At 62.4% G+C, this 24140-nt stretch carries 24 protein-coding genes; 16 read left to right on the top strand and 8 right to left on the bottom strand.

What is annotated here, in order from left to right; genetic code table 11:
* Positions 1-49: 49 nt before the first annotated feature.
* From NN662_RS09020 to NN662_RS08990, 7 genes are all read left to right on the top strand, one after another.
* Entirely contained in the window at positions 50-871 is an 822-nt protein-coding gene (locus NN662_RS09020; RefSeq protein ID WP_261929948.1) for a class I SAM-dependent DNA methyltransferase, read from the top strand.
* Positions 872-1047: 176 nt separating this feature from the next.
* Positions 1048-1956: a LysR substrate-binding domain-containing protein gene (locus NN662_RS09015; RefSeq protein ID WP_261929947.1), complete on the top strand. Its 909-nt coding sequence runs from the start codon at positions 1048-1050 to the stop codon at positions 1954-1956.
* A gap of 147 nt (positions 1957-2103) precedes the next feature.
* On the top strand, positions 2104-3117 hold the full coding sequence (locus tag NN662_RS09010; protein WP_261929946.1) for a TAXI family TRAP transporter solute-binding subunit: 1014 nt from the start codon (positions 2104-2106) through the stop codon (positions 3115-3117).
* Positions 3118-3195: 78 nt separating this feature from the next.
* Positions 3196-5238, top strand: a complete 2043-nt coding sequence (locus NN662_RS09005) for a TRAP transporter permease (protein WP_261929945.1) — start codon at positions 3196-3198, stop codon at positions 5236-5238.
* A 79-nt stretch (positions 5239-5317) separates the two neighbouring features.
* Positions 5318-6187 carry an NAD(P)-dependent oxidoreductase gene (locus NN662_RS09000; protein WP_261929944.1) on the top strand — a complete coding sequence of 290 codons (870 nt, stop codon included), beginning with the start codon at positions 5318-5320 and terminating at the stop codon, positions 6185-6187.
* Between the two features lie 119 nt (positions 6188-6306).
* Positions 6307-6711: a DUF1810 domain-containing protein gene (locus NN662_RS08995; RefSeq protein WP_261929943.1), complete on the top strand. Its 405-nt coding sequence runs from the start codon at positions 6307-6309 to the stop codon at positions 6709-6711.
* A 156-nt stretch (positions 6712-6867) separates the two neighbouring features.
* A complete protein-coding gene (locus tag NN662_RS08990; RefSeq protein ID WP_261929942.1) occupies positions 6868-8073 on the top strand; it encodes a GTP-binding protein in 1206 nt (401 codons plus the stop codon).
* Positions 8074-8103: 30 nt separating this feature from the next.
* Here the strand turns inward: NN662_RS08990 and NN662_RS08985 are convergent, their stop codons facing one another.
* Positions 8104-8592 carry an Lrp/AsnC family transcriptional regulator gene (locus tag NN662_RS08985; RefSeq protein WP_261929941.1) on the bottom strand — a complete coding sequence of 163 codons (489 nt, stop codon included), beginning with the start codon at positions 8590-8592 and terminating at the stop codon, positions 8104-8106.
* A 67-nt stretch (positions 8593-8659) separates the two neighbouring features.
* Positions 8660-9292: a uracil-DNA glycosylase family protein gene (locus NN662_RS08980; RefSeq protein WP_261929940.1), complete on the bottom strand. Its 633-nt coding sequence runs from the start codon at positions 9290-9292 to the stop codon at positions 8660-8662.
* A 194-nt stretch (positions 9293-9486) separates the two neighbouring features.
* Between NN662_RS08980 and NN662_RS08975 the strand changes: the two genes are divergently transcribed.
* Positions 9487-11022, top strand: coding sequence for a sensor histidine kinase (locus NN662_RS08975; RefSeq protein WP_261929939.1), 1536 nt, complete (start codon positions 9487-9489; stop codon positions 11020-11022).
* Between the two features lie 44 nt (positions 11023-11066).
* On the opposite strand, the gene NN662_RS08970 is transcribed toward NN662_RS08975, so the two are convergent.
* Positions 11067-11447, bottom strand: coding sequence for a diacylglycerol kinase (locus NN662_RS08970; protein ID WP_261929938.1), 381 nt, complete (start codon positions 11445-11447; stop codon positions 11067-11069).
* A gap of 85 nt (positions 11448-11532) precedes the next feature.
* Positions 11533-12549 carry a nicotinate-nucleotide--dimethylbenzimidazole phosphoribosyltransferase gene (gene cobT / locus NN662_RS08965; protein WP_261929937.1) on the bottom strand — a complete coding sequence of 339 codons (1017 nt, stop codon included), beginning with the start codon at positions 12547-12549 and terminating at the stop codon, positions 11533-11535.
* A 94-nt stretch (positions 12550-12643) separates the two neighbouring features.
* Between cobT and cobS the strand changes: the two genes are divergently transcribed.
* The 3 genes from cobS to NN662_RS08950 are packed head-to-tail and all read left to right on the top strand — an operon-like array spanning position 12644 to position 14388.
* Positions 12644-13423, top strand: coding sequence for an adenosylcobinamide-GDP ribazoletransferase (gene cobS / locus NN662_RS08960; protein ID WP_261929936.1), 780 nt, complete (start codon positions 12644-12646; stop codon positions 13421-13423).
* A gap of 36 nt (positions 13424-13459) precedes the next feature.
* Positions 13460-13690, top strand: coding sequence for a DUF1289 domain-containing protein (locus tag NN662_RS08955; protein ID WP_261929935.1), 231 nt, complete (start codon positions 13460-13462; stop codon positions 13688-13690).
* Positions 13687-14388: a TIGR02281 family clan AA aspartic protease gene (locus NN662_RS08950; protein WP_261929934.1), complete on the top strand. Its 702-nt coding sequence runs from the start codon at positions 13687-13689 to the stop codon at positions 14386-14388. The genes NN662_RS08955 and NN662_RS08950 overlap by 4 nt, the downstream gene beginning before the upstream one ends.
* A 15-nt stretch (positions 14389-14403) precedes the next feature.
* On the opposite strand, the gene NN662_RS08945 is transcribed toward NN662_RS08950, so the two are convergent.
* From NN662_RS08945 to NN662_RS08930, 4 genes are all read right to left on the bottom strand, one after another.
* Positions 14404-15165, bottom strand: a complete 762-nt coding sequence (locus tag NN662_RS08945; RefSeq protein ID WP_261929933.1) for an ABC transporter permease — start codon at positions 15163-15165, stop codon at positions 14404-14406.
* Positions 15165-16088 (bottom strand): ABC transporter ATP-binding protein, encoded by a 924-nt coding sequence (locus NN662_RS08940; protein ID WP_261929932.1) that lies wholly within the window; start codon positions 16086-16088, stop codon positions 15165-15167. The genes NN662_RS08945 and NN662_RS08940 overlap by 1 nt, the downstream gene beginning before the upstream one ends.
* 145 nt (positions 16089-16233) lie before the next feature.
* Positions 16234-17058 (bottom strand): sulfite exporter TauE/SafE family protein, encoded by an 825-nt coding sequence (locus NN662_RS08935; RefSeq protein ID WP_261931915.1) that lies wholly within the window; start codon positions 17056-17058, stop codon positions 16234-16236.
* A 276-nt stretch (positions 17059-17334) separates the two neighbouring features.
* Positions 17335-18468 carry an extensin family protein gene (locus tag NN662_RS08930; RefSeq protein ID WP_410010919.1) on the bottom strand — a complete coding sequence of 378 codons (1134 nt, stop codon included), beginning with the start codon at positions 18466-18468 and terminating at the stop codon, positions 17335-17337.
* Between the two features lie 322 nt (positions 18469-18790).
* Here NN662_RS08930 and NN662_RS08925 point away from each other — a divergent pair, with 322 nt between their 5' ends.
* The 5 genes from NN662_RS08925 to NN662_RS08905 all read left to right on the top strand — a co-directional run bounded on the left by NN662_RS08925 (position 18791) and on the right by NN662_RS08905 (position 23597).
* A complete protein-coding gene (locus NN662_RS08925) occupies positions 18791-19177 on the top strand; it encodes an acyl-CoA thioesterase (protein ID WP_261929930.1) in 387 nt (128 codons plus the stop codon).
* 102 nt (positions 19178-19279) lie between these two features.
* The gene (locus tag NN662_RS08920) at positions 19280-20113 is read left to right on the top strand and encodes a universal stress protein (protein WP_261929929.1); all 834 of its coding nucleotides are present in this window, start codon (positions 19280-19282) and stop codon (positions 20111-20113) included.
* A gap of 182 nt (positions 20114-20295) precedes the next feature.
* Entirely contained in the window at positions 20296-20793 is a 498-nt protein-coding gene (gene gpt, locus NN662_RS08915) for a xanthine phosphoribosyltransferase (RefSeq protein ID WP_261929928.1), read from the top strand.
* Positions 20794-21076: 283 nt separating this feature from the next.
* A complete protein-coding gene (locus NN662_RS08910; RefSeq protein ID WP_261929927.1) occupies positions 21077-22972 on the top strand; it encodes a methyl-accepting chemotaxis protein in 1896 nt (631 codons plus the stop codon).
* Between the two features lie 52 nt (positions 22973-23024).
* Positions 23025-23597: a hypothetical protein gene (locus NN662_RS08905; RefSeq protein WP_261929926.1), complete on the top strand. Its 573-nt coding sequence runs from the start codon at positions 23025-23027 to the stop codon at positions 23595-23597.
* The last annotated feature ends 543 nt before the right edge of the window (positions 23598-24140 follow it).

The raw sequence follows: 24140 nt of genomic DNA, 5'->3' as shown, positions 1-24140 counted from the left end.
GGGCCGCGTAGATCAGGCCGACTGCAATCAGGCACCGGAAACTGGGACCATGACCGCGAAAAAGATCGACGAAGACGCACTGGCCGAGGCCTACAACCGGGCGCTGGCGCTCGAAAAGGCCGGCGATATCGACGCCGCCGTGAAGGCCTATGAGGAGGTGCTCGCCATCGATCCGGAAGACCATGGCGGCGCGGCCGTGCGCATCGCCTCCATGGGTCGTGGCGAAACGCCGCCGAAAGCCCCGGACGCCTATGTCGAGACGCTGTTCGACCAGCACGCCGAAGCCTTCGAGGACATCCTCGTCGAGCAACTCGGCTACTGCGTGCCGCTGCTGATGCGCCAGCGCCTGCAGGCTCTCGAACTGACCGGCCCCTATGCCCGCATGCTCGATCTCGGCTGCGGCACCGGGCTTGCCGGCGGCGCCATGCGCGACATGGCCGGCGACATCACCGGCATCGACATTTCCGAAAACATGGTCGAGATCGCCCATGAAAAGGATCTCTACGAGACGCTCTACGTCGCAGAGGCGGAGGACTTCCTCGAAGACAACGACGAGGAGCCGTTCGATCTCGTCACCGCGACCGACGTGCTGCCCTATCTCGGCGCGCTCGAGCCGCTGTTCTTCGGCGCGGCCGAAAATATGAATTCCGGCGGCCTGTTCATCTTCTCCTCGGAGACCGGCAGCGACGAACTGATGGCCGGCCGCCCCTATGCCGTCGGACCGCATCAGCGCTTTCTCCATTCGGAAACCTACATTCGCGAACGTCTCTCCGCGACTGGTTTCGAAGTCGTAGAAATCACCGACATCAACGTCCGCATGCAGGACGGCGAACCGTCTCCCGGTCATCTGGTGATCGCTCGCCTGAGCTGACGATCGGCCGCCTCCGGGACTGGAATGTAATCAGACGAAGCGCGTCGGCGAGTATCTGGAAAATAGCGGTCATGGCGTGGGCTCCTTTTCAGGAGCTTATGCCGCCGCTTGCGCTTTCCGTTCAAACGAGCTTATCGTCGGCATCGATTGACTTCTGGTTATGTCAGGATGAGGACATGAAACGAGGACGCCTGCCGCTGACAGCGCTCAGGAGCTTCGAAGCCGCCGGCCGACTCTCAAGCTTTACCGCCGCGTCGGAGGAACTCTTCGTCTCCCAGGCGGCCATCAGCCGCCAGATTCGTCAGCTGGAGACGATGCTCGGAAAGCCCCTTTTCGATCGCCATCACCGTTCGGTGACGCTGACCGACACCGGCCAGAGCCTGCTCGCTGTGCTGACCTCGTCCTTCGACATGATCGGCGGCGTGATCGACGGAATTGTCGCGACACCCGCCCGCGGCCGCGTCAAGGTCAGTTGCGAGCCGGCCTTTGCCTCCAGCTGGCTCGGCCCGAACCTGCCGGACTTTCATCGCCGCCACCCCGATGTCGACGTTCTTATCGAATCCGACATGCGGCTGATCGCGTTTCGTGCCAACGAGGCAGATCTCGCCATCCGCTACGGCAAGTCCGACGAGACATGGCCCCGCACGCAGGCCCACCGCCTGACGGGGGTGGAAATGACCCCTGTCCTTTCTCCTGACCTGTTGCGGGCCGGCCCGCCGATCCAGACGCCAGAGGACATCCTGAAATACCCGCTGCTGCATGAAGACGACCGCGCGCTCTGGCGCGCCTGGTTTTCCGCCGCGGGACTTCCCTCTCTCGACGTTCCGCCGGGACCCTATTTCACCGATTCGGCACTGGTTCAGCAAAGCGCGCTCCGCGGCAGCGGTGTCGGTCTCGCGGACACCCGCCATGCGGCCGATGACATTGCCGCCGGAAGGCTGGTACGCCCCTTCGATCTGGCCATCGCCTATGGCGCCTATCACCTCGTTGCCCGGAATTTCAGCCGTCTTTCGCCGGCCGCCGCCCTCTTTGCCGCCTGGCTGGAAGGTCGGATCGGCTGGACCGAAACCATCAGCGCCGTCTGACGATCCATCACGAAATCTTATGCAAACACGGTTTCGGTTGCCAGCGGACCGCTCAACGCGTTTACTGACACCGCTAATATAAATTGCTCGACGTTCGTGGGAGGGGACCTGTCCACAAACGGCGATCATCAATAAGGAGAGGCACTTATGACTATCGTGAACTTCGCGAAGGCCGTCGCCGCGGGCGCGCTTGCCCTTGCGTCACTGTCGCTGACGGCATCCGCCCAGGATCTCAACTTCTTCACGATCGGTACGGGCGGCACCGCCGCCACCTATTATCCGGTCGGCGGCGTCATCGCCAACGCCATTTCCAACCCGCCGGGCTCGCGCCCCTGCGCCGAAGGCGGCAGCTGCGGCGTCGAAGGCCTGATCGCCTCCGCCGTCTCGTCGCGCGGTTCGGTCGACAACATCAACGCCATCGTCTCCGGCCTTCGCAATTCCGGCTTCGCCCAGTCCGACGTCGCCTACTGGGCCTACACCGGCACCGGCACCATGGAAGGCAAGGAACCGGCCAAGGATCTGCGCGCCATCGCCGCCCTGTTCCCGGAGCACATCCACCTCGTCGCCGGCAAGGATAGCGGCATCAATTCCGTCGCCGACCTCAAGGGCAAGCGCGTCTCGCTCGACGAACCGGGCTCCGGCACCTATGTCGATGCCAAGCTGATCCTGGAAGCCAACGGGTTGTCGACCGACGACATCGAAGCCGAAGCCCTGAAGCCCGACGCTTCGTCCGACGCGCTGCGCAACGGCAAGCTCGACGCCTTCTTCTTCGTCGGCGGCTATCCGACCGGCGCGATCGTCGAACTGGCGGCCTCCGCGCCGATCAAGCTCGTGCCGATCGACGGTGCTGCCGCCGATGCGCTGACCAGCGAATACGGCTTCTTCTCGGTCTCCGACATTCCGGCCGGCACCTATGAAGGCGTCGATACCGACACCTCCACGGTCGCCGTCGGCGCCCAGTGGCTGACCAGCGCCAAGGCCGATGACACGCTGATCTACAACATCACCAAGGCACTGTGGAACGACAACACCCGCAAGCTGCTCGACACCGGCCATGCCAAGGGCAAGGTGATCACGCTCGACACCGCGCTCGACGGTCTCGGCGTGCCGCTGCATGCCGGCGCAGAGAAGTTCTACAAGGAAGCCGGCCTGATCAAGTAAGGGCCTTTACGACGAAGAAGAGCCCGGAGCGTCACCGCCCCGGGCTCTTTCTGTCTTGATGATTGCGGGGACAAGAACATGACACACGACGCCACCGGTCACACCCTGACGGCCCAGGAACTCGAGGAACTCGAGCGCCGCTACGATCCGGAGACGGCCTTCCGACCGACCGGCCCGCAGATCGGCTTCTTCATTGCATCGGCGCTCGTCGCCATGTCGGTCTATCACTTCTATGCCTCGGGCTTCGGCAATGTGCCGGAACTCCTGCACCGCGGCATTCACCTGTCCTTCGTGCTCGGCCTGACCTTCCTGCTGTTCCCGTGGAAGAAGGCCAGCAGCAACGAGATTCCGCCGGCCGCCTGGTATCGCTTCCAGGGCGTGGCGATCGCCGATATCGTCTTCAGCATCCTCGCGGTCGCCGCCGCCATCTACCTGCCGCTGCTGCCGCCGCAGATCGTCGCCGAGCGCGTCGGCAATCCGTCGCCGTCCGACGTCTATCTCGGAACGGTGCTCCTTCTGGTGACGCTTGAAGCCGCAAGACGCTCGGTCGGCCCGACCCTGCCGGCGATCGCCATCATCTTCATCGGCTTCGCCATCTTCGGCCCATGGATGCCCGGCGCGCTGAAACACGGCGGCGCCAGCTGGCTCGCCTTCATCAACCACATCTACATGACCAACCAGGGGATCTACGGCGTCGCCATCGGCGTCATGGCCCAATACGTCTTCCTCTTCATCCTGTTTGGCGTGCTCGCAACCCGCATCGGCCTCGGGCAGCTGTTCATCGATCTCGCCATGGTGCTCGCCGGCCGCTATTCCGGCGGTCCCGCCAAGGTGGCGATCTGCGCTTCGGCCTTCATGGGCTCGATTTCCGGCTCGTCGATCGCCAATACGGTCACGACCGGCGCGCTGACCATTCCGGCGATGAAACGCATCGGTTATCCGGCGCATTTTGCCGGCGCCGTCGAGGCCACCTCCTCGACCGGCGGCCAGATCACCCCGCCGGTGCTGGGTGCCGCCGCCTTCATCATGGTCGAATACCTGCAGGTGCCGTTGCGCGACATTCTCGCGGCCGCCCTCATTCCTGCCCTGCTCCACTATTTCGGCATCTTCGTCATGGTCCATCTGGAGGCCAAGAAGCTCGGCCTCCGTGGCCTCACCAAGGACGAACTCCCGAACGCGCTGCTGGTGCTGAAGGAAAACTGGCTGGCGGTCGTGCCGCTGATCCTGCTCGTCTACTTCATCCTTTCCGGCCGGACGCCCGATTTCGCCGCCGTCTACGGGATCATCGCCTGCGTCGTCGTCGGCTTCCTGAAACCCACCAACCGGCTGACCGTCAAGGATCTCTGGAACGCGCTGGCCGATGGCGCCCGCAACACGATCGCGGTCGGCGCTGCGGCCGCCTGCGTCGGCATCATCGTCGGCATCGTCACCCTGACCGGCGTCGGTTTCCGGCTCGGCTTCATGGTCGTGCAGACGGCCTCCGACATGGGGTCGATGTTCTCGGCCATCTGGCCGCTGAGCTACATCCCGCTCAACGAGTGGACGCTGTTCTTCTCGCTGGTGCTGATCGCCTGCGCCTGCATCATCATGGGCGCCGGCATTCCGACGACGGCAACCTACATCATCCTCGTCGCGGTCGCCGGCCCCGCCCTGCAGCAGCTGCAGGTCCAGCAGCTCGTCGCCCACTTCTTCGTCTTCTATTACGGGGTGCTTGCCGATATCACGCCACCCGTGGCGCTCGCGGCTTACGCTGCGGCGGGGATCGCCGGCTCCAATCCGTTCACCACCGGCAACACCGCCTTCCGACTCGGCATTGCCAAGGCGCTGGTGCCGTTCGTCTTCGTCTACTCGCCGTCGCTCCTGCTGGTTGCCGACGGCTTCAGCTGGACCGCCTTCGTCATCACCGTCGTCGGCGCGGCCGCCGGCATCTCGCTGATCGGCATCGCCTTCTCCGGCTATCTCTTCGGCCGCATCGGACGCTGGCAGCGCTTGTGGACGGGGCTCGTCTCCTTCTTCTTCATCGCTCCCGGCCTGACGACCATGGCGATCGGCGCAATCCTCTTTGCACCGGTGCTGCTCTGGCAATTGAAGGCCAGCAAACCAGCCGGAGCGAACGGATAGCGGCCAGGAACGGCTTGGCCATTCCCGACCTTTTCTCTAAACCGGACAGCAAGACACATATCCAAGGGAGTGAATGCATATGGCAAAGGTTGCTTTCATCGGTCTCGGCGTCATGGGATATCCCATGGCCGGCCACCTGAAGAACAAGGGCGGACACGACGTCACCGTCTATAACCGCACCACCGCCAAGGCCGAGGCCTGGGCCAAGGAATTCGGCGGCACCTTTGCCGAAACGCCTGCCGCAGCGGCGAAGGATTGCGACTTCGTCTTCATGTGCGTCGGCAATGATGACGATCTGCGTTCGGTTTCGCTGACGGAGACCGGCGCGATCGCCGGCATGAAGTCCGGTGCCGTCCTGATCGACAACACCACAGCTTCCGCCGAAGTGGCCCGCGAGCTGGCCGAGGCGTGCCAGGAGAAGGGCATCGGCTTCATCGATGCACCCGTTTCCGGCGGACAGGCCGGCGCCCAGAACGGCGTGCTGACCGTCATGTGCGGCGGCGACGAGGAGACCTTCAAGAAGGCCGAGCCGGTCATCTCCGCCTATGCCCGCATGGTCGGCCTCATGGGTCCGGCAGGATCGGGGCAGCTTACCAAGATGGTCAACCAGATCTGCATCGCCGGCCTCGTCCAGGGCCTTGCCGAAGGCGTGCATTTCGGCAAGCGCGCCGGTCTAGACATCGAAAAGGTGATCGAGGTCATCTCCAAGGGCGCGGCCGGCTCCTGGCAGATGGAAAACCGCTACAAGACGATGAACCAAGGCAAATACGACTTCGGCTTTGCCGTCGACTGGATGCGCAAGGACCTGTCCATCGTCCTCAACGAGGCGCGCAACAACGGCGCCAAGGTGCCCGTCACCGCCCTCGTGGACCAGTTCTACGGCGACGTGCAGGCCATGGGCGGCAAGCGCTGGGACACGTCCTCGCTGCTCGCGCGTCTGGAGAAATAACGTCGTTCGCTGCGGTCTGCCGAGCGGACACGCGGACGATATAATGGCCGGCACAAGAGCCTAGCGCATCGTGCCGGCCATCCTTGCAAGCCTGACGTCGAACCCGGGGACGGCAAGCGATGTTCGATCACTTTATTGTCGCCCAGGCGCCGGTCTATGACACGGCATTCGCCGAAATCGAGGCCGGCCGCAAGCGCAGCCACTGGATGTGGTTCATCTTCCCGCAGATCGACGGCCTCGGCGCCAGCGAGATGAGCCGGCGCTTCGCCCTGCACTCGCTCGAAGAGGCCCGTGCCTATCTCGCCCATCCCGTGCTCGGCGAACGGCTCAATGCCTGCACGCGGGCCATGATGAAATACGCGGACCGATCCGCCCGCGAGATCCTCGGCTCGCCCGACGACATGAAATTTCACTCGTCGATGACGCTCTTCCACCGCGCGGCACCGAACGAACCGCTGTTTGCCGACGCTCTTGCCGCCTTCTTCGACGGCACGGAAGACACAGCCACATTGGCGCGGATCTGACAGAATCTCATCGCATGAGGTAAAGGGCGCTGGGCTGACCATCGTTCGCCACGCCCACAGCGCCTGTGGATTTCCGTTTCTCCTTCATTGCAATCCGTTATGTAACTTTATAACGTAACTAGCGATATAAAATTCATCACGCCTGAAGGAGGCAACATGCCGAAAAAACTTCCCGTCACGGTCCTGTCCGGCTTTCTCGGCGCCGGCAAGACGACCGTTCTCAACCATATCCTCAACAATCGCGACGGCCTGCGCGTCGCGCTCATCGTCAACGACATGAGCGAGGTCAACATCGATGCCGCCCTGGTCCGTAGCGGCGGCGCGGATCTTTCGCGCACCGACGAACAACTGGTGGAAATGACCAATGGCTGCATCTGCTGCACGCTGCGCGACGACCTGTTGAAGGAAGTCCGCCAGCTCGCCGAGCAGGGCCGGTTCGACTATCTGCTGATCGAATCCTCCGGCATCTCGGAGCCCCTGCCCGTCGCCACCACGTTCGACTTCCGCGACGAAGACGGCGAAAGCCTCTCCGATGTCGCGACCCTTGACACCATGGTCACCGTCGTCGACGCGGCAAACCTGCTCGCCGACTACGCATCGTCGGATTTTCTCGCCGATCGCGGCGAGACGGCTGGCGACGGCGACGATCGCACGCTCGTGGACCTTCTGGTCGAGCAGATCGAATTCGCCGACGTGGTGATCCTCAACAAGGCGTCCGCCGCAGGACCCGAGCGGCTGGATGCCGCCCGCAAGATCGTCATCGGCCTCAACCCCGACGCCCGTCTGATCGAGACCGATTTCGGCCGTGTTCTGCCGCAGGCGATCATGGGCACCGGCCGCTTCGACCTGATGAAGGCCCAGCAGCACCCGCTCTGGTTCAAGGAACTCTATGGCTTCAAGGACCACATTCCGGAAACGGAGGAATACGGCATCCGCTCTTTCGTCTACCGGGCGAAACGTCCCTTCGAGCCGGTGAAGCTGCGGCAGCTGCTCGACCGTCCCTGGCCCGGCGTGATCCGCTCCAAGGGACTGTTCTGGCTGGCGACGCGGCCGCATTACGTCGGCGAATTGAGCCAGGCGGGCCCGATGGTGCGGACGGGCAAGATGGGCCTCTGGTGGTCCGCCGTGCCGAAAGCGCAATGGCCGAAGGACAGTCAGTTCAAGGAGATCATCGGCCGCTTCCTCGATCCGGTCTGGGGCGACCGGCGGCAGGAACTGGTGTTCATCGGCGCTGATCCGATGGACGAGTCGAAAATCCGCGCAGATCTCGATGCCTGCCTGATCGCAGACACCGATTTCACCCCCGAACGCTGGCGCAACCTCGAGGATCCCTTCGCCAGTTGGTCGCCGCAGGCCGCCTGAGCCATTGCGACGACTGGGCCCGCCAAGGTCTCAGTCGTCGTTCGATTTCGACGCGTCGAGCACCATGTAGTCGAGCGGCAGTTCGGTCGTGTACTTGATCTGCTCCATCGCGAAGGCCGACGACACGTCGCGGATTTCAATCTTGGCAATCATCCGCTTGTAGAAGGCGTCATAGGCAGCGATGTCCGGCACGACGACCCTGAGGAGATAGTCGACGTCGCCGCTCATCCGGTAGAACTCGACGACTTCGGGGAATTCCCGCACCACTTCGGAGAAGCGCTTCAGCCATTCCACCGAATGGCTATTGGTGCGGATCGACACGAAGACCGTGACCTTGGTGTTGACCTTTTCCGGATTGAGCAGCGCCACGCGACGGCGGATGACGCCATCTTCTTCCATCTTCTGGATGCGCCGCCAGCAGGGCGTCGTCGACAGGCCGACCTTCTTGGCGAGGTCGGCAACGGCAAGGGTGGTGTCTTCCTGCAGGAGGCGCAGGATCTTCCGGTCAAGTCGATCCATCGGGAAAGAGCCTTTCGAATATTTTCCTCCCTATACCGCGATTCCGGCGCGGATGAGGAATGAATTTTCAATGCGTGAGCAGAAATACCTTCTCGCGCAATACCGGGAGAAGTTCGGTCTCGAACCACGGATTCTTCTTCAGCCACCCCGAATTGCGCCAGCTGGGATGCGGCAGGGGCAGCACCTGCGGCCGCGAGGAGCCTTCGAAGATCGCCCGCCAGTCCCGCACCGTTTCGGTCAGGTTGGCCCGCCGTTCACTGGGCATATGCCATGCCTGCGCATACTGGCCGATGGCCAGTATCAGTTCGATCTGCGGCATGGCATCCATCACGGTCTGCCGCCATTGCGGCGCGCATTCCCGACGCGGCGGCTTGTCGCCGCCCTTGGCGTCGTAGCCTGGAAAGCAGAAGCCCATCGGCACGACGGAGAACTTGGCCGGATCGTAGAACGTCTCGCGGTCAACGCCCAGCCAGTTTCTCAACCGGTCGCCGGAAGGATCGTTGAACGGTATGCCGCTGTCATGCACCCGGATACCCGGCGCCTGCCCCGCAATCAGGATTCGCGCTGTCGAAGACAGCACAGCGACCGGATTGGGTTTATGCGGCAATCGGTCGTCCGGCCCCTTGGCGGGATGGTCACGACAGAGACGGCAGGCCGCGATCTCGGCTGACAGTCGCTCGATATCAATAGTTTTTCTCACGTAACGTAATGCCCTTACGAAAGTCGGTATGTCGCACCGGTTTCCATCTGCTCTCGCCGCACCCCTCGCCTTATCCATGCCACAGGTCGAAACGAAACCTTGAAGAAGATGGCAAACAAAATCTTAGCTGGCAGCATCTTCTTAAGATTTCTCCGATAGCGTCCCATCATCCGGATTGTAGCTTGTTTGGAACGATGAGTAAGGGCGTAGTCAGTACCAGTACCGACAAGATCATTGTCGACAGAACGCGCGGCCACCGCAACAAGCCGGTGTCCAAGGCCGTTCGCGCGACGCGTGAGCGCCTGCAGTCCAGCCATTCGGGCGCGGGCGTATTCGATCGCGATGCGATGAAAATGTATGCGGAATCCTGCCTGCAGGGCGCCGCGATCGCCCCCCTTCTGATCATTCTGGTCACCATTTTCGGCCTCCACTTCACGAGAGATGTCAGCTTTATCGCGTGGGCAGTCTTCGCCCTGACAGCCAATTCTGCCAACCTCCTGATGATGCGCCGCATCAGCCAGATGGAACTGACCGCCGGCAACACCACGCAGACCCGCAGGCTGATGCTGATCGGCCAGGTTCTGATCGGCATCAGCTGGGCCGGTCTGGTCATCATCGACCATCCGGAACTTGGTCAGAACTATCAGTTCTTCAAGGGCGTGGTGCTGCTGATCGCGCTATCGGCCAATTCCATGTCCAGCTTCATGCTGCGGCAGGCAACATTGTTCTGCTTTGCGCCCGTCGTCGTCATCCTGGCCGTGCGCGCAGCGCTGAGCCAGGACCTTTCGGCCATCATCCTGACCTCCGGCTTCGCCAGCGCAGTTGTCTTCTTCCTCTACATCACCGACAAGCTCTACAAGTCCAACATGCGCCTGATCGCCATCCAGTCGGAGAAGGACGATCTCATCGCCGAACTGGAAGTGGCCAAATCCATGTCGGACGAAGCCCGCCGCCGCGCCGAGGAAGCCAACCTCGCCAAGTCCCGTTTCCTCGCGTCCATGTCGCATGAACTCAGGACGCCCCTGAACGCCATCCTCGGCTTCTCGGAAGTCATGTCGGCGGAAGTGATGGGGCCGCTCAACAATCCGACTTACAAGGAATATGTGGGCGACATCCACCGGTCCGGTCAGCATCTCTTGAACCTCATCAACGAAATCCTGGACCTGTCGCGCATCGAGGCCGGTCGCTACGAACTGAATGAGGCGTCTCTGTCGCTGACTGAAGTCGCCGAAGACTGCATCGGCATGGTGCAGCTCCGGGCACGCTCGAAGAACATCACCATCAACGAGCAGTTCGAGCCGGGCATGCCGGATGTCTGGGCCGACGAGAAGTCGATGCGCCAGGTGATCCTCAATCTCCTGTCGAACGCCGTGAAGTTCACGCCGCAGAACGGCATCGTCACCGTCAAGGCCGGCTGGACAGCCTCCGGCGGCCAGTACGTCTCGATCAAGGACAACGGACCAGGTATCCCGGAAGAGGAAATTCCGGTCGTCCTCTCCGCCTTCGGTCAGGGCTCGATCGCCATCAAGAGCGCCGAACAGGGAACCGGTCTCGGCCTGCCAATCGTTCAGGCGATCCTCTCCAAGCATGAGGGCAAGTTCGTGCTGAAGTCGAAGCTGCGCGAAGGCACCGAAGTCATTGCCATCCTGCCGGCCAACCGCGTGATGCAGGGTCTACCGGCGGCTGAAGAGGCCGTCGTCGTACCGCCGCGCAAGAAAAGCTTTGCCTGACTGACCGTTGTGCCCGACCGATCTGATCGGTCCGGACCACATGCTCAGGGCAGCAGGCTGGAAATCACCACATAGGCGGCGAACAGGCCGTTGGCGATCAGCATGCAGAAGACGGCAAACGAGCCGAGGTCTTTGGCATGCTTGCCGACCGACGAAATCTCCGGCGAAACGCGGTCGACAAGTTCCTCGATCGCCGTGTTCAGCGCTTCGGTGGCAAACAGCACCATCATCAGGACGACATAGATCAGAAACTCGATGATGGTCGCGCGGATAAGCGCAAACACGACGAGACCAACGACGAAGGCGAGCAGCTCGTGCCGGAAGGCCGATTCCTTCAGCAGCCTTACAAAACCCTGCTGCGAATATTGCGCGGCGGCAAAGAGGTGGCGCAGGCCGGTTTGCTTCTTGATCGGACCGGAGTCCATGGTCTTGTCCCTGACGTCGATTGTGGCGATGCCGGAGCCCCTGCCCCGGCATTGAGCCAAAAGAATGGCGATCGACGCGATGGCGTCAGTCCTTGTTGCTGACGCCGGCGCTTTCGAACGTGGCCATGCCCGAATGGCACGCCGCGGCCGCTTTGACAATACCTGCGGCAAGTGCCGCACCGGTGCCTTCGCCAAGCCGCATGCCAAGTGCGAGAAGCGGCGTCTTGCCGAGCTTCTCGATTGCGCGAAGATGGCCCGGCTCGGCGGACACATGGCCGATCAGGCAGTGGTCGAGCGCGGACGGGTTGGCCGCCTTCAGGATGGCCGCGGCCGACGTCGCGACATAGCCGTCGATCAGGACCGGGATCTTTTCCATGCGCGCCGCCAGGATCGCGCCGGCCATGGCGGCGATTTCGCGCCCGCCGAGACGCCGCAGCACTTCCAGCGGATCGTCGAGATGGTCCTTGTGGAACGCGACTGCCGTCTCCACCGCATGGATCTTCTTCTGCAGGAGTTCGCCATGCGAGCCTGTGCCCGGTCCGACCCATTCCTCGGCCGTGCCGCCGTAGAGTGCGAGGTTGATGGCCGCGGCGATCGTCGTGTTGCCGATCCCCATTTCGCCGATGCAGAGCAGGTCCGTGCCGCCGGCGATCGCCTCCATGCCGAAGGCCATGGTCGCCGCGCAGTCACGCTCCGAAAGGGCTGCCTCGCAGGTGATGTCTCCGGTCGGATAGTCGAGCGCCAGGTCGAACACCTTCAGGCCGAGGTCGTGGGTGACGCAGATCTGGTTGATCGCGGCGCCACCGGCGGAAAAATTGGCCACCATCTGCTTGGTGACTTCCGGCGGGAACGGCGTGATGCCGTGCTTGGTAACCCCGTGATTGCCGGCAAAGATCGCGACAAGCGGACGATTGACCGATGGCGTCCGGCCGGTCCAGGCCGCGAGCCACATGGCGATTTCTTCCATACGCCCGAGCGCGCCCGGCGGCTTGGTCAGTTGCGAATCGCGAGCTCTGGCTGCGGCGAGCGCCGCCGTGTCCGGACCTGGCAATTCCTTAATCAGGGCGCGAAAATCATCGAATGGCAGGCCGGTAACACTCATCGAACGACTATCCTTGTAATTCCATTTCAAATGGGCTCTGGTGGCCCGTCTTATCGAGAGGCGAACCGCCCCACAAGAGAACAATGAGCCGCAGATGTTCAGCGACTATGGCAAGGACATTGTCCGATCGATCGCCTTTTTGAGCCGGTTGCCGGTCCCGGCGCGACTCTTTGAGGGTCAGGACCACAGCCTGTCCGTGATGATCCGCGCCTTTCCGGCCGCCGGTTTCATCGTCGCCATGCCCGCCGCCCTGACGCTTCTCATCCTGTCTGCCGCTCACGCCCCGCCGCTGCTGGCCGCTCTCATCGCCCTTGCCGTAAACAGTATCGTCACCGGCGCGCTGCACGAGGACGGGTTGGCGGACGTCGCAGACGGCTTTGGCGGCGGCCAGCGCAAGGACCGCATCCTCGAAATCATGCGCGACAGCCGCATCGGCACCTATGGCGGGCTCGCCCTCATCCTGACGCTGGCGATCCGCGCAGCCGCGCTTTCGAGCCTCCTCGCCGTGATATCACCGATCGGTGCGGTGCTTGTGTTCCTCGGCGTTGCTACTGTCTCGCGCACAACGATGCTGTGCCATTGGTACGCCCTGCCGGCTGCCCGCAGCGATGGCGTGGCGGCGAAATCCGGCCTGCCGGATCGCACGGCACTCCTAACGGCACTCGTCGTTGGAGCCGTCATCGCGATCTGCTGCTTTTCACCCGTCATGCCGGTCTATTCCTGGACGACGGCCATCGTGATGGCCCTTGTATTGGCCGGCCTGTTCACCATCTTCTCAGACAGAAAGATCGGCGGCCACACGGGTGACACCATCGGCGCCTCGCAACAGATATCCGAAATGGCGCTGCTTGCCACGTTCGCCATCGTCGCCTAGCAACGGTCAAAAAGGCCCGGAAAGAAACGTAAGCCCTTGGAAACGCCCTGCATCAATGTCTGCATCATCGACAACCTGACCGGCTATTGCATGGGCTGCGGCCGCACGCAGACGGAAATCGGCGCATGGACAACGATGACGTCCGCGGAGCGCCGCGCCCTGATGGAGCGCCTGCCCGATCGCCTCACCGAGATTGCCGATACCCCGCGCCGGCCGCGCCGCATGACCCGGCGCCGGCAGATGGCCGACAAGGAGACCGGCGAATGAATGTCGTCACCATCGTCCTTGTGATACTGGGTGTCGGCCTCGCCGTCCTGATGTTCAACAACTCCGCCGGCCAGACTTTCGGCATGGACAACGACCGTTTTGCCAGCCTGCTCTATTTGCTGCCGATTGCCGCCATGATCTCTGTTGCCGTGCTGCGCAGCCGGCGATCGCTGAACCAGACGCTACAGCAATTCATGGTCTGGGTGGTGATCGTCCTGGCGCTGGTCACCGGCTATCTCTACCGCGACGAACTGCGCCCGGTGGCAGACCGCGTTCTCGCCGGCCTCATGCCCGGCAGGCCGGTGATTGCGACTGCGGTCGATGGCGGCAGCGAGGTCATCGTCCACAAGGGGTTGAGCGGGCATTTCCAGATCGAGACGACGGTCGACAAGACCTTCATCGACATGATGGTCGACACCGGCGCAAGCTCCGTCGTGCTCACCTATGACGACGCCAAGCGCGTCGGCCTGCCGGTCGACACGCTGAGCTTCACCATGCTGGTCTCGACGGCCAACGGCGAGGCCCATGCGGCCCCCGTTCGCCTCGACAGCATCTCGGTCGGTCCGATCACCCGGACCAACGTGACGGCGATCGTCACGGAACCCGGCAAGCTCGACAAGAGCCTGCTCGGCATGAGCTTCCTGTCGACGCTCTCGTCGATGCAGATGCAGCCCGACGAACTAAGGCTCAGGGACTGACGCCAAAATCCCTCGTCAGTTCTTCAGCCGGTAACCCGTCTTGAACATCCAGTAGACGATCGACAGGCAGACGACGAGAAACAGCGAGATCATGCCGAGGCTGATCAGCGGGTTGACGTCCGAGACCTCGTAGAAGCTCCACCGAAACCCGCTCACAAGATACAGCACCGGATTGAGGTGGCTGACCCACTGCCAGAACGGCGGCAGCATGTTGATCGAATAGAAACTGCCGCCAAGGAAGGTCAGCGGCGGGATGACCAGCATCGGAATGAGGTTCAGCTGCTCGAAATTCGTCGCCCAGATGCCGATGATGAAGCCGAGCAGGCTGAAGGAAACCGCCGTCAGCGCGAAGAACAGCACCATCAGGGCCGGATGGGCGATGGAAATGTCGACGAAGACCGTCGCCGTCAGGAGGATGATCGCCCCGATCATCATGCCTTTGGTCGCCGCGGCGCCGACATAGCCGATGACGATCTCCGTCATCGCCACCGGCGCCGACAGCACTTCATAGACCGTCCCGGTGAAGCGCGGGAAATAGATGCCGAACGAGCCGTTCGACACGCACTGACCAAGCAGCGTCAGCATGATCAGCCCCGGCGTGATGAAGGAGCCGTAGGACACCCCGTCGATCTGCTGGATGCGCGACCCGATCGCCGTGCCGAAGACGATGAAATAGAGCGAGGTGGTAATGACCGGCGAAATGACGCTCTGCAGGATGGTGCGGCGCGTGCGGGCCATTTCGAAGAAATAGATGGATTTGATGGCCTGGAAATTCATTACGCCTCTCCTACCAGCGATACGAAAATGTCTTCGAGCGAGCTCTGCCGGGTCTTCAAATCCTTCAGATGCAAGCCTTCGCTGGCCACATGTCCGAGCAGCGCGTTCATTTCGGCCTGCTCGCCGTTTTCGACATAGTCATAGGTCAGTTGATGCCCGTCTTCGGAAAGGCTCATGCCATAAGGCGCGAGCGTCGGCGGGATCGCGGCCAGCGGCTCGCTGAGCTCCAGGATCAGCTGCTTGCGTCCGAGCCGCTTCATCAGCGTGGTCTTGTCCTCGACCAGCAGCAGCTCGCCGCCGCGCACGACGCCGACCCGATCGGCGATCTCCTCGGCTTCCTCGATATAATGCGTCGTCAGGATGATCGTCACGCCGGTTTCCCTCAAGCGTTCGACGACGCGCCACATGTCCTTGCGCAGGCCGACATCGACGCCGGCGGTCGGCTCGTCCAGGAACAGGATCCGCGGTTCGTGCGACAGCGCCTTGGCGATCAGCACGCGCCGCTTCATGCCGCCCGAAAGTTCGCGCAGCATGTTGTCCTTCTTGTCCCACAACGACAGGTCGCGCAGCACCTTCTCGATGTACTGCGCATCCGGCTTCTTGCCGAACAGCCCGCGCGAGAAACTGACCGTGTTGAAGACCGTCTCGAACTGATCCGTCGTCAGTTCCTGCGGAACGAGTCCGATCAGCGCGCGGCTCTTGCGGAATTCCTTGACCACGTCGTGGCCGTCGACGAGGACCTGGCCGGAGGACGGATTGACCAGACCGCAGATGATCGAGATCAGCGTCGTCTTGCCCGCTCCATTGGGACCGAGAAGCGCCAGGATCTCGCCCTCACGAATGTCCAGATTGACGCCCTTGAGGGCCTCGAATCCATTGCCGTATCGCTTCGTCAGCTCTTTGACGGTGATGATGGATGTCATGATGTCTCACTGATGTTTCATGCGACAGACGCATGGAATGGGTGGGCTCGCTCTCTCCCCCGAAAGGTGCGCGCGGACACACATATAGAACGGCGGTCAGGGTTTGCCACCCGCTTTACCGAGAAAATCAACCAGACGCTGGATTTCAGGTGATCACGGAATAGAAGAAGCGCAGCGCGACGATCAGGAGGAAGATGCCGAAACCGATTTCGAGCTGCCGGCGGCTGAGCATGTGAGCAATCTTCGCGCCGATGGGTGCGGCGATCATCGTCACCGGAATGACCAGTGCGACCGCAGCCCAGTTGATGAAGCCGGTGGAGAACGGCGGCAGGCCGGGATCACCCCACCCGGCAATCACGTAGCCGACCAGACCCGGCAGCGAGATCAGAACGCCGACACCGGCCGATGTGGCGATCGCCTGATGGATCGGCCGACCATAGGTCGTCATGAAGGTGTTGTTGAGCACGCCGCCGCCAATTCCCATCAATCCGGACAGGAGGCCGATGATGCTGCCCGCCATAAACCGGAAGGGATTGGGCGGCAGGTCGTCGCCGAGCTTCCAGTGACTGCGGTTCGCCAGCATGCGGAAGGAAAGCAGCAGGGCGATGACCGCGAATGTGGCCCGCAGCACTTCGCTGGATGCGTAGGCGGCGATTGCCGAGGCCGCGACGACACCGAGCGGAACGGCGATGACCCAGCTCTTCAACAGCGCGGTGTCCGCAAGCCCGCGCCGGTAGTGCGACTGGAAGGAACGCAGCGATGTCGGAACGATGATGGCGAGCGAAGTGCCGACGCAAAGATGCATCCGTACGCTGTCATCGACCCCGGCAAGCGCGAAGATCTGGTAGAAGACCGGCACGAGGATCGCGCCGCCGCCGATGCCGAAAACGCCCGCAAGCAGCCCCGCGACGACACCCGCGGCGAGCAGCGCCACCACGAAGGGCGCAATTTCCGTGAACGAGGCCGTCATCCCACTCTTCTTCCGTTCGAACACACCCGGCAGCGCCAGACGAAGGATCGTCATCGCGCTGCAATCTTCTTAGGCCATGTTCGTGGGGCGACGGCAATGCTGCCACGGGCGATATCGGTACGCCGCCCCGATATCCGGCTGATGAAGCACTGTGTCATACGGCATGGCCATGAAACGACCGCCGATGAGAAACGTCGCGCCCGGGCCGTAGCAGCCCCCCGCCCCGACCGGGCACCTATTCAACCGGCTCTCGCAGCCGGTTGTTTTCTCAGGCACTCAGCCGCAATGCCGATAGCCGGACTTGCGGGCACGAAGGTCCAGATGGAAGTGATCCTTGTGATTGGGATCGCTGCCCGGGCCGAGAACGGTATTGAAATACTTGCAGCTGTCAGTCCGCACGGCCTTCAGCAGACCCTTTTCGCGAAAGGCGAAGAAGCCCTTCTTGCTTACATCGATCTCCTTGCCGTTGTTGAGCACGATGCTGCCGATGTCGATGGCGTTGCCATGCGCGTGTTCCGACCAGGGATTGGACGACCGGTTGTTCATCCGCCGGCAGGAATAGCCCCCCATGGAGACGATCTTCTTCACGCCGGAAAGGTAACGCGTGCGGGCGGCCGGAACCACCTCGTTGCGAACCCATTTCGTCAGCGTCAGCGCCATCTGACAGTTGAGCGTCGTGTCCGGCGTCACGTCAATGCCGCCGCCGAGCCCCTCGAGCTTGATCGGATGCGCGATGCCGCAGCTTCCGCCCTTCGAGATCGGGTCGACTTCATGATACTGGACGCCAAGCCGATCGAGCTCGCGACGGCATTGCAGCTCGGAGGCCGGCATCGGCTCGAATTGCGGCTCCGCCGGCGCGCCCAGCATCATCGGGTTCTGGGGACGCGACAGCATCGCCACCTGCCGCTCGCCGCCAGCCGGCTGCGGCGCAATGGAAACCTGGCTGTTCAGAAGCTGCGGGCTGTCCGTTCCGATGCCATCGACGACCGGCTCGCTGGTCGCACCTTCGGCAATCTGCAGCGTTCCGAGAGGCTGTGCCGGTACGCCCCTGCCGGGCGTAGCGACGGCATTGTCGATATTGATGCCTTCCGACGTCACGACGAGACCGTTCGCGCCGGCCTGCACCGGCGCCGGCATGGTCTGTGCGTGGCCGCCGTTCAGCGCCAGCGCCTCGTCGCTGTCGATCATCGGCAGGCCGGAGGAGCGGCGCGGTGCGGCCGCCTGCATTTGCGGCTGGGGCTCCATGGTCGGCGATGTCGCGAGATTGGGAGTGTCGAGGTAACCGAGCGTGCCATTGGTCCGGGCGACCGGCGCCGAACCGGAGGCGTAACCGATCTCGTTGACCATGCCGGCGTCGCGCATCGCCATGGGCTGCATGTGCGCGTCCGGTACCGGACGGATGGCGCTCACCTGTCCTCCATCGATCGGTGCCGGCGGCACCAGCGACGCCGCCGAGCAAGCCGAAAGACCGCAAGACATAAGAAGGACGATCGATCGCCGTCTAAGAAGGGTGGAATACGCCATACAGATTGACCACTTCTTCGCCAGACCGGATCGACGGCCCGCATTTTTAGAGAAATCCGGTGAATTTTAGGAAAAAGCGGTAAATGAACCGTTGCCGTCGCCAACGGCGTCCAAACACATCCGCAAACTGCCGGCTTGCATCCTGAAAACAGGCCGCCTACCCTCGCCGTCGACACGCGATTACCGACATGATTTCAGGGGGCTGCGAATGGTGGATAAGATTGGTCCGGCGGGTGAACTCACATTGCGCACACTTGCCATGCCGGCCGACGCCAATGCAGCCGGCGACATCTTCGGCGGCTGGGTCATGGCGCAGATGGACCTGGCCTGCGGCATCCGCGCCGCAGAACGCGCCCGTGGCCGCGTGGTCACCGCCGCCGTCAAGGAAATGGCCTTCGAGCTACCGGTCAAGATCGGCGATACGCTCTGCATCTATACCGATGTCGTGCGCGTCGGCCGCACCTCGATCACCCTCTGGGTCGAGGCCTGGGCGCAGCGCTATCTCACCCACACCATGGAGAAGGTGACCGACGCCACATTCGTCATGGTCGCCCTCGACAGCGACGGCAAGCCGCAGGCCGTACCCGCGGAGTAAATGCGTTTTCAGGGTTGATCTTTGTCAAGGCAGAAAACACCGTAGGTTTGCACTATATTCATATAGACAAACCGAAACGGCCTTCCCAAGGAGGAAACCGACATGTCCTACCGCACCATCCTGGCAATCCTCGACTCGGCTGCCGACGCAGCACAGACGACCGACTTCGCCGTGGCGCTTGCCCGGCAATTCGACGCCCATGTCATCGGTCTGCATGTGGAATCCTACGCGACGATGCCCGTCGCGGCGCCGATGGAAATTCCGGACCCGGCGGCGACGCTCGCCCTGCAGGAGCAGGAACACTCCGTGACCAGCGAAGTGGAGAAGATCTTCAAGGAAAAGGCGCGTCGGGAAGGCATTTCCCACGAATGGCGGACATTCGTCACCATGGGCGGCTACAGCGCCGCACAGGCGATCGACAGCGCCCGGTGCGCCGATCTGATCATCGCGCCGCAGCTCGACAAGAACAGCATGCGCAGCGATTACGACCAGCTGCTGCATGAAGCGGGCCGTCCGACGCTCTTCGTACCCTACATCCTCAAGACGCCGAAACTGGTGAAGAAGGCGCTGATCGCCTGGAACGGCTCGCGGGAAGCGGCCCGCTCGACCTTCGATGCCATCCCGCTCCTGAAGACCGCGGAAGACGTCGAGATCTACACCGTCGACGCCAAGGAAAGCGCCAGCCAGTCGGCGGAAACCATTGGCGCCGAGATCGCCTCCACTCTCGCGCGCCACGGTGTGAAGGTGACGCTGGAGAGCCAGAAGAGCGACGGCACCAAGCCCGCCGTGATGATCGAAAACCGGCTTGCCGATGGCAATATCGACCTGCTCGTCATGGGCGCCTACACGCATTCGCCCCTTTGGGAAGTGCTGTTTGGCGGCGTGACCAAGGAATTGCTGACCTCGATGCCGGTCATGACGCTGATGTCGCGCTGAACGCATCCGCGCCTGACCTCACAAACCTGATGAAAAGACCCGGCCACTCTGGACCGGGTCTTTTAGCAACATCCACGATCTTGCCTTTCGCCTGCAATTGTCGCTAAAGCTCTTTCCAACGACAGCCCGGCCAAGATTTGACGGACCGGGCCATGATGGACGATTTTCGACGGAGCAACGACATGTCCCTTCCCGACAAGGCCTTTCCGGTTTCCTGGGATCAGTTTCACCGCGACGCCCGCGCGCTCGCCTGGCGCCTCGCCGGCACGGGAACGGAGTTCCGGGCCATTGTCTGCATCACCCGTGGCGGCCTCGTGCCGGCGGCAATCATCTCGCGCGAACTCAACATCCGGCTCATCGAGACGGTGTGCATCGCCTCCTACCATGACTACGTCAACCAGGGTGATATGGTGCTCCTCAAGGGCATCGCCCCGGACCTGACGACCGATGGCGGCAAGGGTGTGCTCGTCGTCGACGACCTGACGGACACCGGCAAGACGGCGGCCGAAGTGCGCGCCATGCTGCCCGACGCCCATTTCGCCTGCGTCTACGCCAAGCCAAAGGGCGTACCGATGATCGATACCTTCGTGACCGAGGTCAGCCAGGATACCTGGATCTACTTCCCCTGGGACATGGGCTTCACCTATCAGGAACCGATCGCCAAGGGCCACAAGGGCTGATCGACATTTTTTGACAATCCGGTGCGCCTGAATCGACGGCGGTCAGCCATGACATCCGTCGCAAGGCACACCTGCGACCAGTTTTCAGCCATCAGAAAAAAGCCGCATGAATTAATGAGTGCTTAAAGATTCATGGTTCATTGTCGCACTCGAGACACAGTCAGACCTTGTCCGGCATGACGCCGGGCATGTCCGCCCCAGCACTGACCCTCATGAGACGTTCAAACGGCATGCTCCTGCTTCAGGCGGGTCCATGTAATTTTGCAATGCCAATGAGGTGTTTATGCGCCAGAATCCGTTCTCCCGCCTGTCCCTGACTGCCCGCATCGCCAGTATCATCATCGCCGTCAACGTCGTTGGCCTGGCGATCAGCGCCTATTTTTCGTGGTCTTCGGATGTCGCTACCGCCATAGAACGCGCAGGCGACGACTGGACCAAGAGCACTCGGCAGATTGCGGACGTCGCCCAGGGCGGCATCAAGTGGAAAAAGGCCGAGGTCGTCCAGGACGCCTATTCTCTCTATCGCAATGATCCGACGCTCGGCATGACCGACTTCATCGCCATCGGCGGCACCAGCGACGTGGTCGACAGATGGGCATCGACCGACAATGCCGAGGCCGATTTCGAGGCCAACGTCACTGGCGTCATTGCCGGCGACCCTCAGGACATCGTCGTTAAGCGCCAGTCCGGCCGTATCGATGTCGTCGTCCCGCTTGGCAAGAACAAGAAGGGCGAACAGGCAGGCTATGTTGCCACCTCGTGGTCGACGCAGCCGATCGTTCAGGCGGCCAACACCAAGGCCATGCTGTTTGCCGCCAAGCAGGCAGCCGTCATTGCCGCCGTTCTGATCGTCTTCCTCATCGCCATGCGCATTTATGTCAGCAAGCCGATGACCGCCCTGTCCGGCCGCATCCGCGCCTTCCAGGAGGGCGACTGGGAAACGCCGGTCCGCTACGCCGACCGCGCCGACCATATCGGCATCATCGCAAAGGCGATCCGCGACGCCATCGAAACGAGCCGCGCCAAGCACCAGCAGGAGCTGCAGGCGGAGACCGAACGCCGCGCCATCGACGAGGAACGCAGCCGCTTCACCGAGAAGGTACAGGAAACGGCCGCCCATCAGGTGACCATCGTCAACAATATCGGCGCCGCCCTCGCCGCGCTGGCAACCGGCGACTTCACCGTCGAACTGTCGGAACAGGGCGAGGAATTCGAGAAGCTTCGTCGCGACTTCCACCGCATGGTCCAGGCCGTTTCCGCGTCCCTGCAGGAAATCGCCGGCGCGACCGCCCTGATCGAATCGGGTTCTGCAGAGCTTGCCAAGGCGGCCGACCAGCTCGCCCAGCGCACCGAAACCCAGGCCGCGTCGCTCGAAAAGACCGTTGCCGCCGTCGACGAGATCACCGTCACCGTCCGCAATACGATGAACATGGCGAACGCCGCCGGCTCCCAGGTCTCGACCTCGCGCGAAAGCGCCCGCAAATCCGCCGACGTCGTCGGCCAGGCGATCGGCGCCATGGACAAGATCCAGACGTCCTCGCATGAGATCGGCGAAATCATCGGCGTCATTGACGATATCGCCTTCCAGACCAATCTCCTGGCGCTGAATGCCGGCGTCGAAGCCGCCCGCGCCGGGGATGCCGGCAAGGGCTTTGCCGTCGTCGCCCAGGAAGTCCGCGAACTCGCCCAGCGGACCGCCGAAGCGGCCAAGCAGATCAAGACGCTGATCTCCACGTCCGGCAGCGAAGTCGCCTCAGGCGTCGAGCTCGTCAACCGCACCGGCGAAGCGCTCCGGCAGATCGAGGTCCAGATTGCCGAGATCAACGACAGCATCGACGCCATAGTCGTCTCGGCACGCGAACAGTCCGCCGGTCTCGACGAGATCAATGGCGCGCTCAAGAACATGGACGCGACCACCCAGCAGAATGCGGCGATGGTCGAGGAAACCAACGCGGCCTGCCAGGAACTGCGGACACTCGGCAACAGCCTGAAATCGGCAGTCGGGCGGTTCTCGATCCCGGCATCCGGCGGCCACTCGGCGCCTGTCGCGAACCACCGGCCGGCAGCGCAGGCCCGTCCTGCGCCAAGCGCCCCGGCCCCGCGTCCGCGCGCTCCGGCAACCAGCTACCACGGTGCCAATGCGCTCGCCGCAGCCGCATCCGACTGGGAAGAATTCTGAGACCCCGTTTCGACCGACATGACCATCCGAAGCTTCTGAGAGGAGACACACCATGAAACTGCATGCCATTCTCGCATCCGCCGCCCTGCTGGCGCTCCCCATGCTTGCCCATGCCGAAGAACCCTACGTTGCCGCCGTCACCGACTATGTGAACAGCGACATCAAGCCCTGGCTGTCCGATCCGACGGTCATCGAGGCCATCAAGGCGCAGAACGCCGCCAATGCCAATCTGCAGCAGTCCGACATCGATGCCCTGGATCAGAAATGGCGGGCCGAAGTCGAAGGTGGCGACCATCCCATGATCGACGGCGTCCTTTCCAATGCGCTTTCGAAATTCCTCGCAGACAAGAAGGCAGGCTCCAACGGCGTCGTCACCGAAGTTTTCGTGATGGACAATCACGGGCTCAATGTCGGCCAGAGCGATCCGACCTCTGACTACTGGCAGGGCGACGAAGCGAAATTCCAGAAGAGCTACGGCGCCGGCGCCGATGCCCTCTTCGTCGACGACGCCGAGAAGGACGAATCGACCCAGATGCTGCAGTCGCAGGCTTCGATGACGATTGTGGATGAATCCGGTGCGCCGATCGGCGCCATCACCATCGGCGTCAACCTCGACGCTCTTTGAGCGCTCGTTCAGCATCCACGGCTAACATCCCGAGCAGGCGGCATTTTTGCCGCCTGTTTTCGTTTGTGCAAACGCACCCTGCCAACCGATTCGGGCGTCCTTCACAGTCCGCCGCCGACGCCAATACCGGGAAAGCGGGATCGGCGAATTTTTCGTCTGTTTTTCCTCCGCCGTTCACATTCAGGGTTAACAGCCGTCCAGCATCCACCCGCAAGCGGTTGATTCTAAAGGCCTGTCGCGCTGTCCCCGTTTTCCACAGCCTCCGACCACAACATCTAGTGTATAAAAATCTGACACAAACCAGCCCTTGACGAAGGGGGCCGAGTCAAACTTAATGGGCGTCATGTTGCGGCGGCGACTGGATCGGCATGAACGAGGCCGGTTCTTCCTCAAATCGCTGGGTGTTCAGCGGCTTTTTGGCCCATGACGGGCAAGACAGCCGGTGCGGTTTTGTGCGCTTTGAAAAAACGTCGCGACAATGGGGCTTGGGGACTGGCGCAATAATCTGTTAATACTATATTTAGTGTTTGCAGCCACCATCCA

The organism is Rhizobium sp. NRK18, assembly GCF_024385575.1.
Lineage (GTDB): Bacteria > Pseudomonadota > Alphaproteobacteria > Rhizobiales > Rhizobiaceae > JANFMV01.
Note: the sequence above shows the minus strand (reverse complement) of the source record. Positions and strands in the feature narration are given on the sequence as shown.

Bases quoted from the DNA above. Each gene is read 5' to 3' on its own strand.
- gpt (WP_261929928.1), top strand. From the start codon at position 20,296: ATGTCCCTTCCCGACAAGGCCTTTCCGGTTTCCTGGGATCAGTTTCAC.
- NN662_RS09010 (WP_261929946.1), top strand. From the start codon at position 2,104: ATGACTATCGTGAACTTCGCGAAGGCCGTCGCCGCGGGCGCGCTTGCC.
- NN662_RS08920 (WP_261929929.1), top strand. From the start codon at position 19,280: ATGTCCTACCGCACCATCCTGGCAATCCTCGACTCGGCTGCCGACGCA.
- NN662_RS08945 (WP_261929933.1), bottom strand. From the start codon at position 15,165: ATGAATTTCCAGGCCATCAAATCCATCTATTTCTTCGAAATGGCCCGC.
- NN662_RS09000 (WP_261929944.1), top strand. From the start codon at position 5,318: ATGGCAAAGGTTGCTTTCATCGGTCTCGGCGTCATGGGATATCCCATG.
- NN662_RS08905 (WP_261929926.1), top strand. From the start codon at position 23,025: ATGAAACTGCATGCCATTCTCGCATCCGCCGCCCTGCTGGCGCTCCCC.
- NN662_RS08910 (WP_261929927.1), top strand. From the start codon at position 21,077: ATGCGCCAGAATCCGTTCTCCCGCCTGTCCCTGACTGCCCGCATCGCC.
- NN662_RS08995 (WP_261929943.1), top strand. From the start codon at position 6,307: ATGTTCGATCACTTTATTGTCGCCCAGGCGCCGGTCTATGACACGGCA.
- NN662_RS08925 (WP_261929930.1), top strand. From the start codon at position 18,791: ATGGTGGATAAGATTGGTCCGGCGGGTGAACTCACATTGCGCACACTT.
- NN662_RS08935 (WP_261931915.1), bottom strand. From the start codon at position 17,058: ATGACGGCCTCGTTCACGGAAATTGCGCCCTTCGTGGTGGCGCTGCTC.
- NN662_RS08970 (WP_261929938.1), bottom strand. From the start codon at position 11,447: ATGGACTCCGGTCCGATCAAGAAGCAAACCGGCCTGCGCCACCTCTTT.
- NN662_RS08940 (WP_261929932.1), bottom strand. From the start codon at position 16,088: ATGACATCCATCATCACCGTCAAAGAGCTGACGAAGCGATACGGCAAT.
- NN662_RS08985 (WP_261929941.1), bottom strand. From the start codon at position 8,592: ATGGATCGACTTGACCGGAAGATCCTGCGCCTCCTGCAGGAAGACACC.
- cobT (WP_261929937.1), bottom strand. From the start codon at position 12,549: ATGAGTGTTACCGGCCTGCCATTCGATGATTTTCGCGCCCTGATTAAG.
- cobS (WP_261929936.1), top strand. From the start codon at position 12,644: ATGTTCAGCGACTATGGCAAGGACATTGTCCGATCGATCGCCTTTTTG.
- NN662_RS09015 (WP_261929947.1), top strand. From the start codon at position 1,048: ATGAAACGAGGACGCCTGCCGCTGACAGCGCTCAGGAGCTTCGAAGCC.
- NN662_RS08975 (WP_261929939.1), top strand. From the start codon at position 9,487: ATGAGTAAGGGCGTAGTCAGTACCAGTACCGACAAGATCATTGTCGAC.
- NN662_RS09020 (WP_261929948.1), top strand. From the start codon at position 50: ATGACCGCGAAAAAGATCGACGAAGACGCACTGGCCGAGGCCTACAAC.
- NN662_RS09005 (WP_261929945.1), top strand. From the start codon at position 3,196: ATGACACACGACGCCACCGGTCACACCCTGACGGCCCAGGAACTCGAG.
- NN662_RS08950 (WP_261929934.1), top strand. From the start codon at position 13,687: ATGAATGTCGTCACCATCGTCCTTGTGATACTGGGTGTCGGCCTCGCC.
- NN662_RS08990 (WP_261929942.1), top strand. From the start codon at position 6,868: ATGCCGAAAAAACTTCCCGTCACGGTCCTGTCCGGCTTTCTCGGCGCC.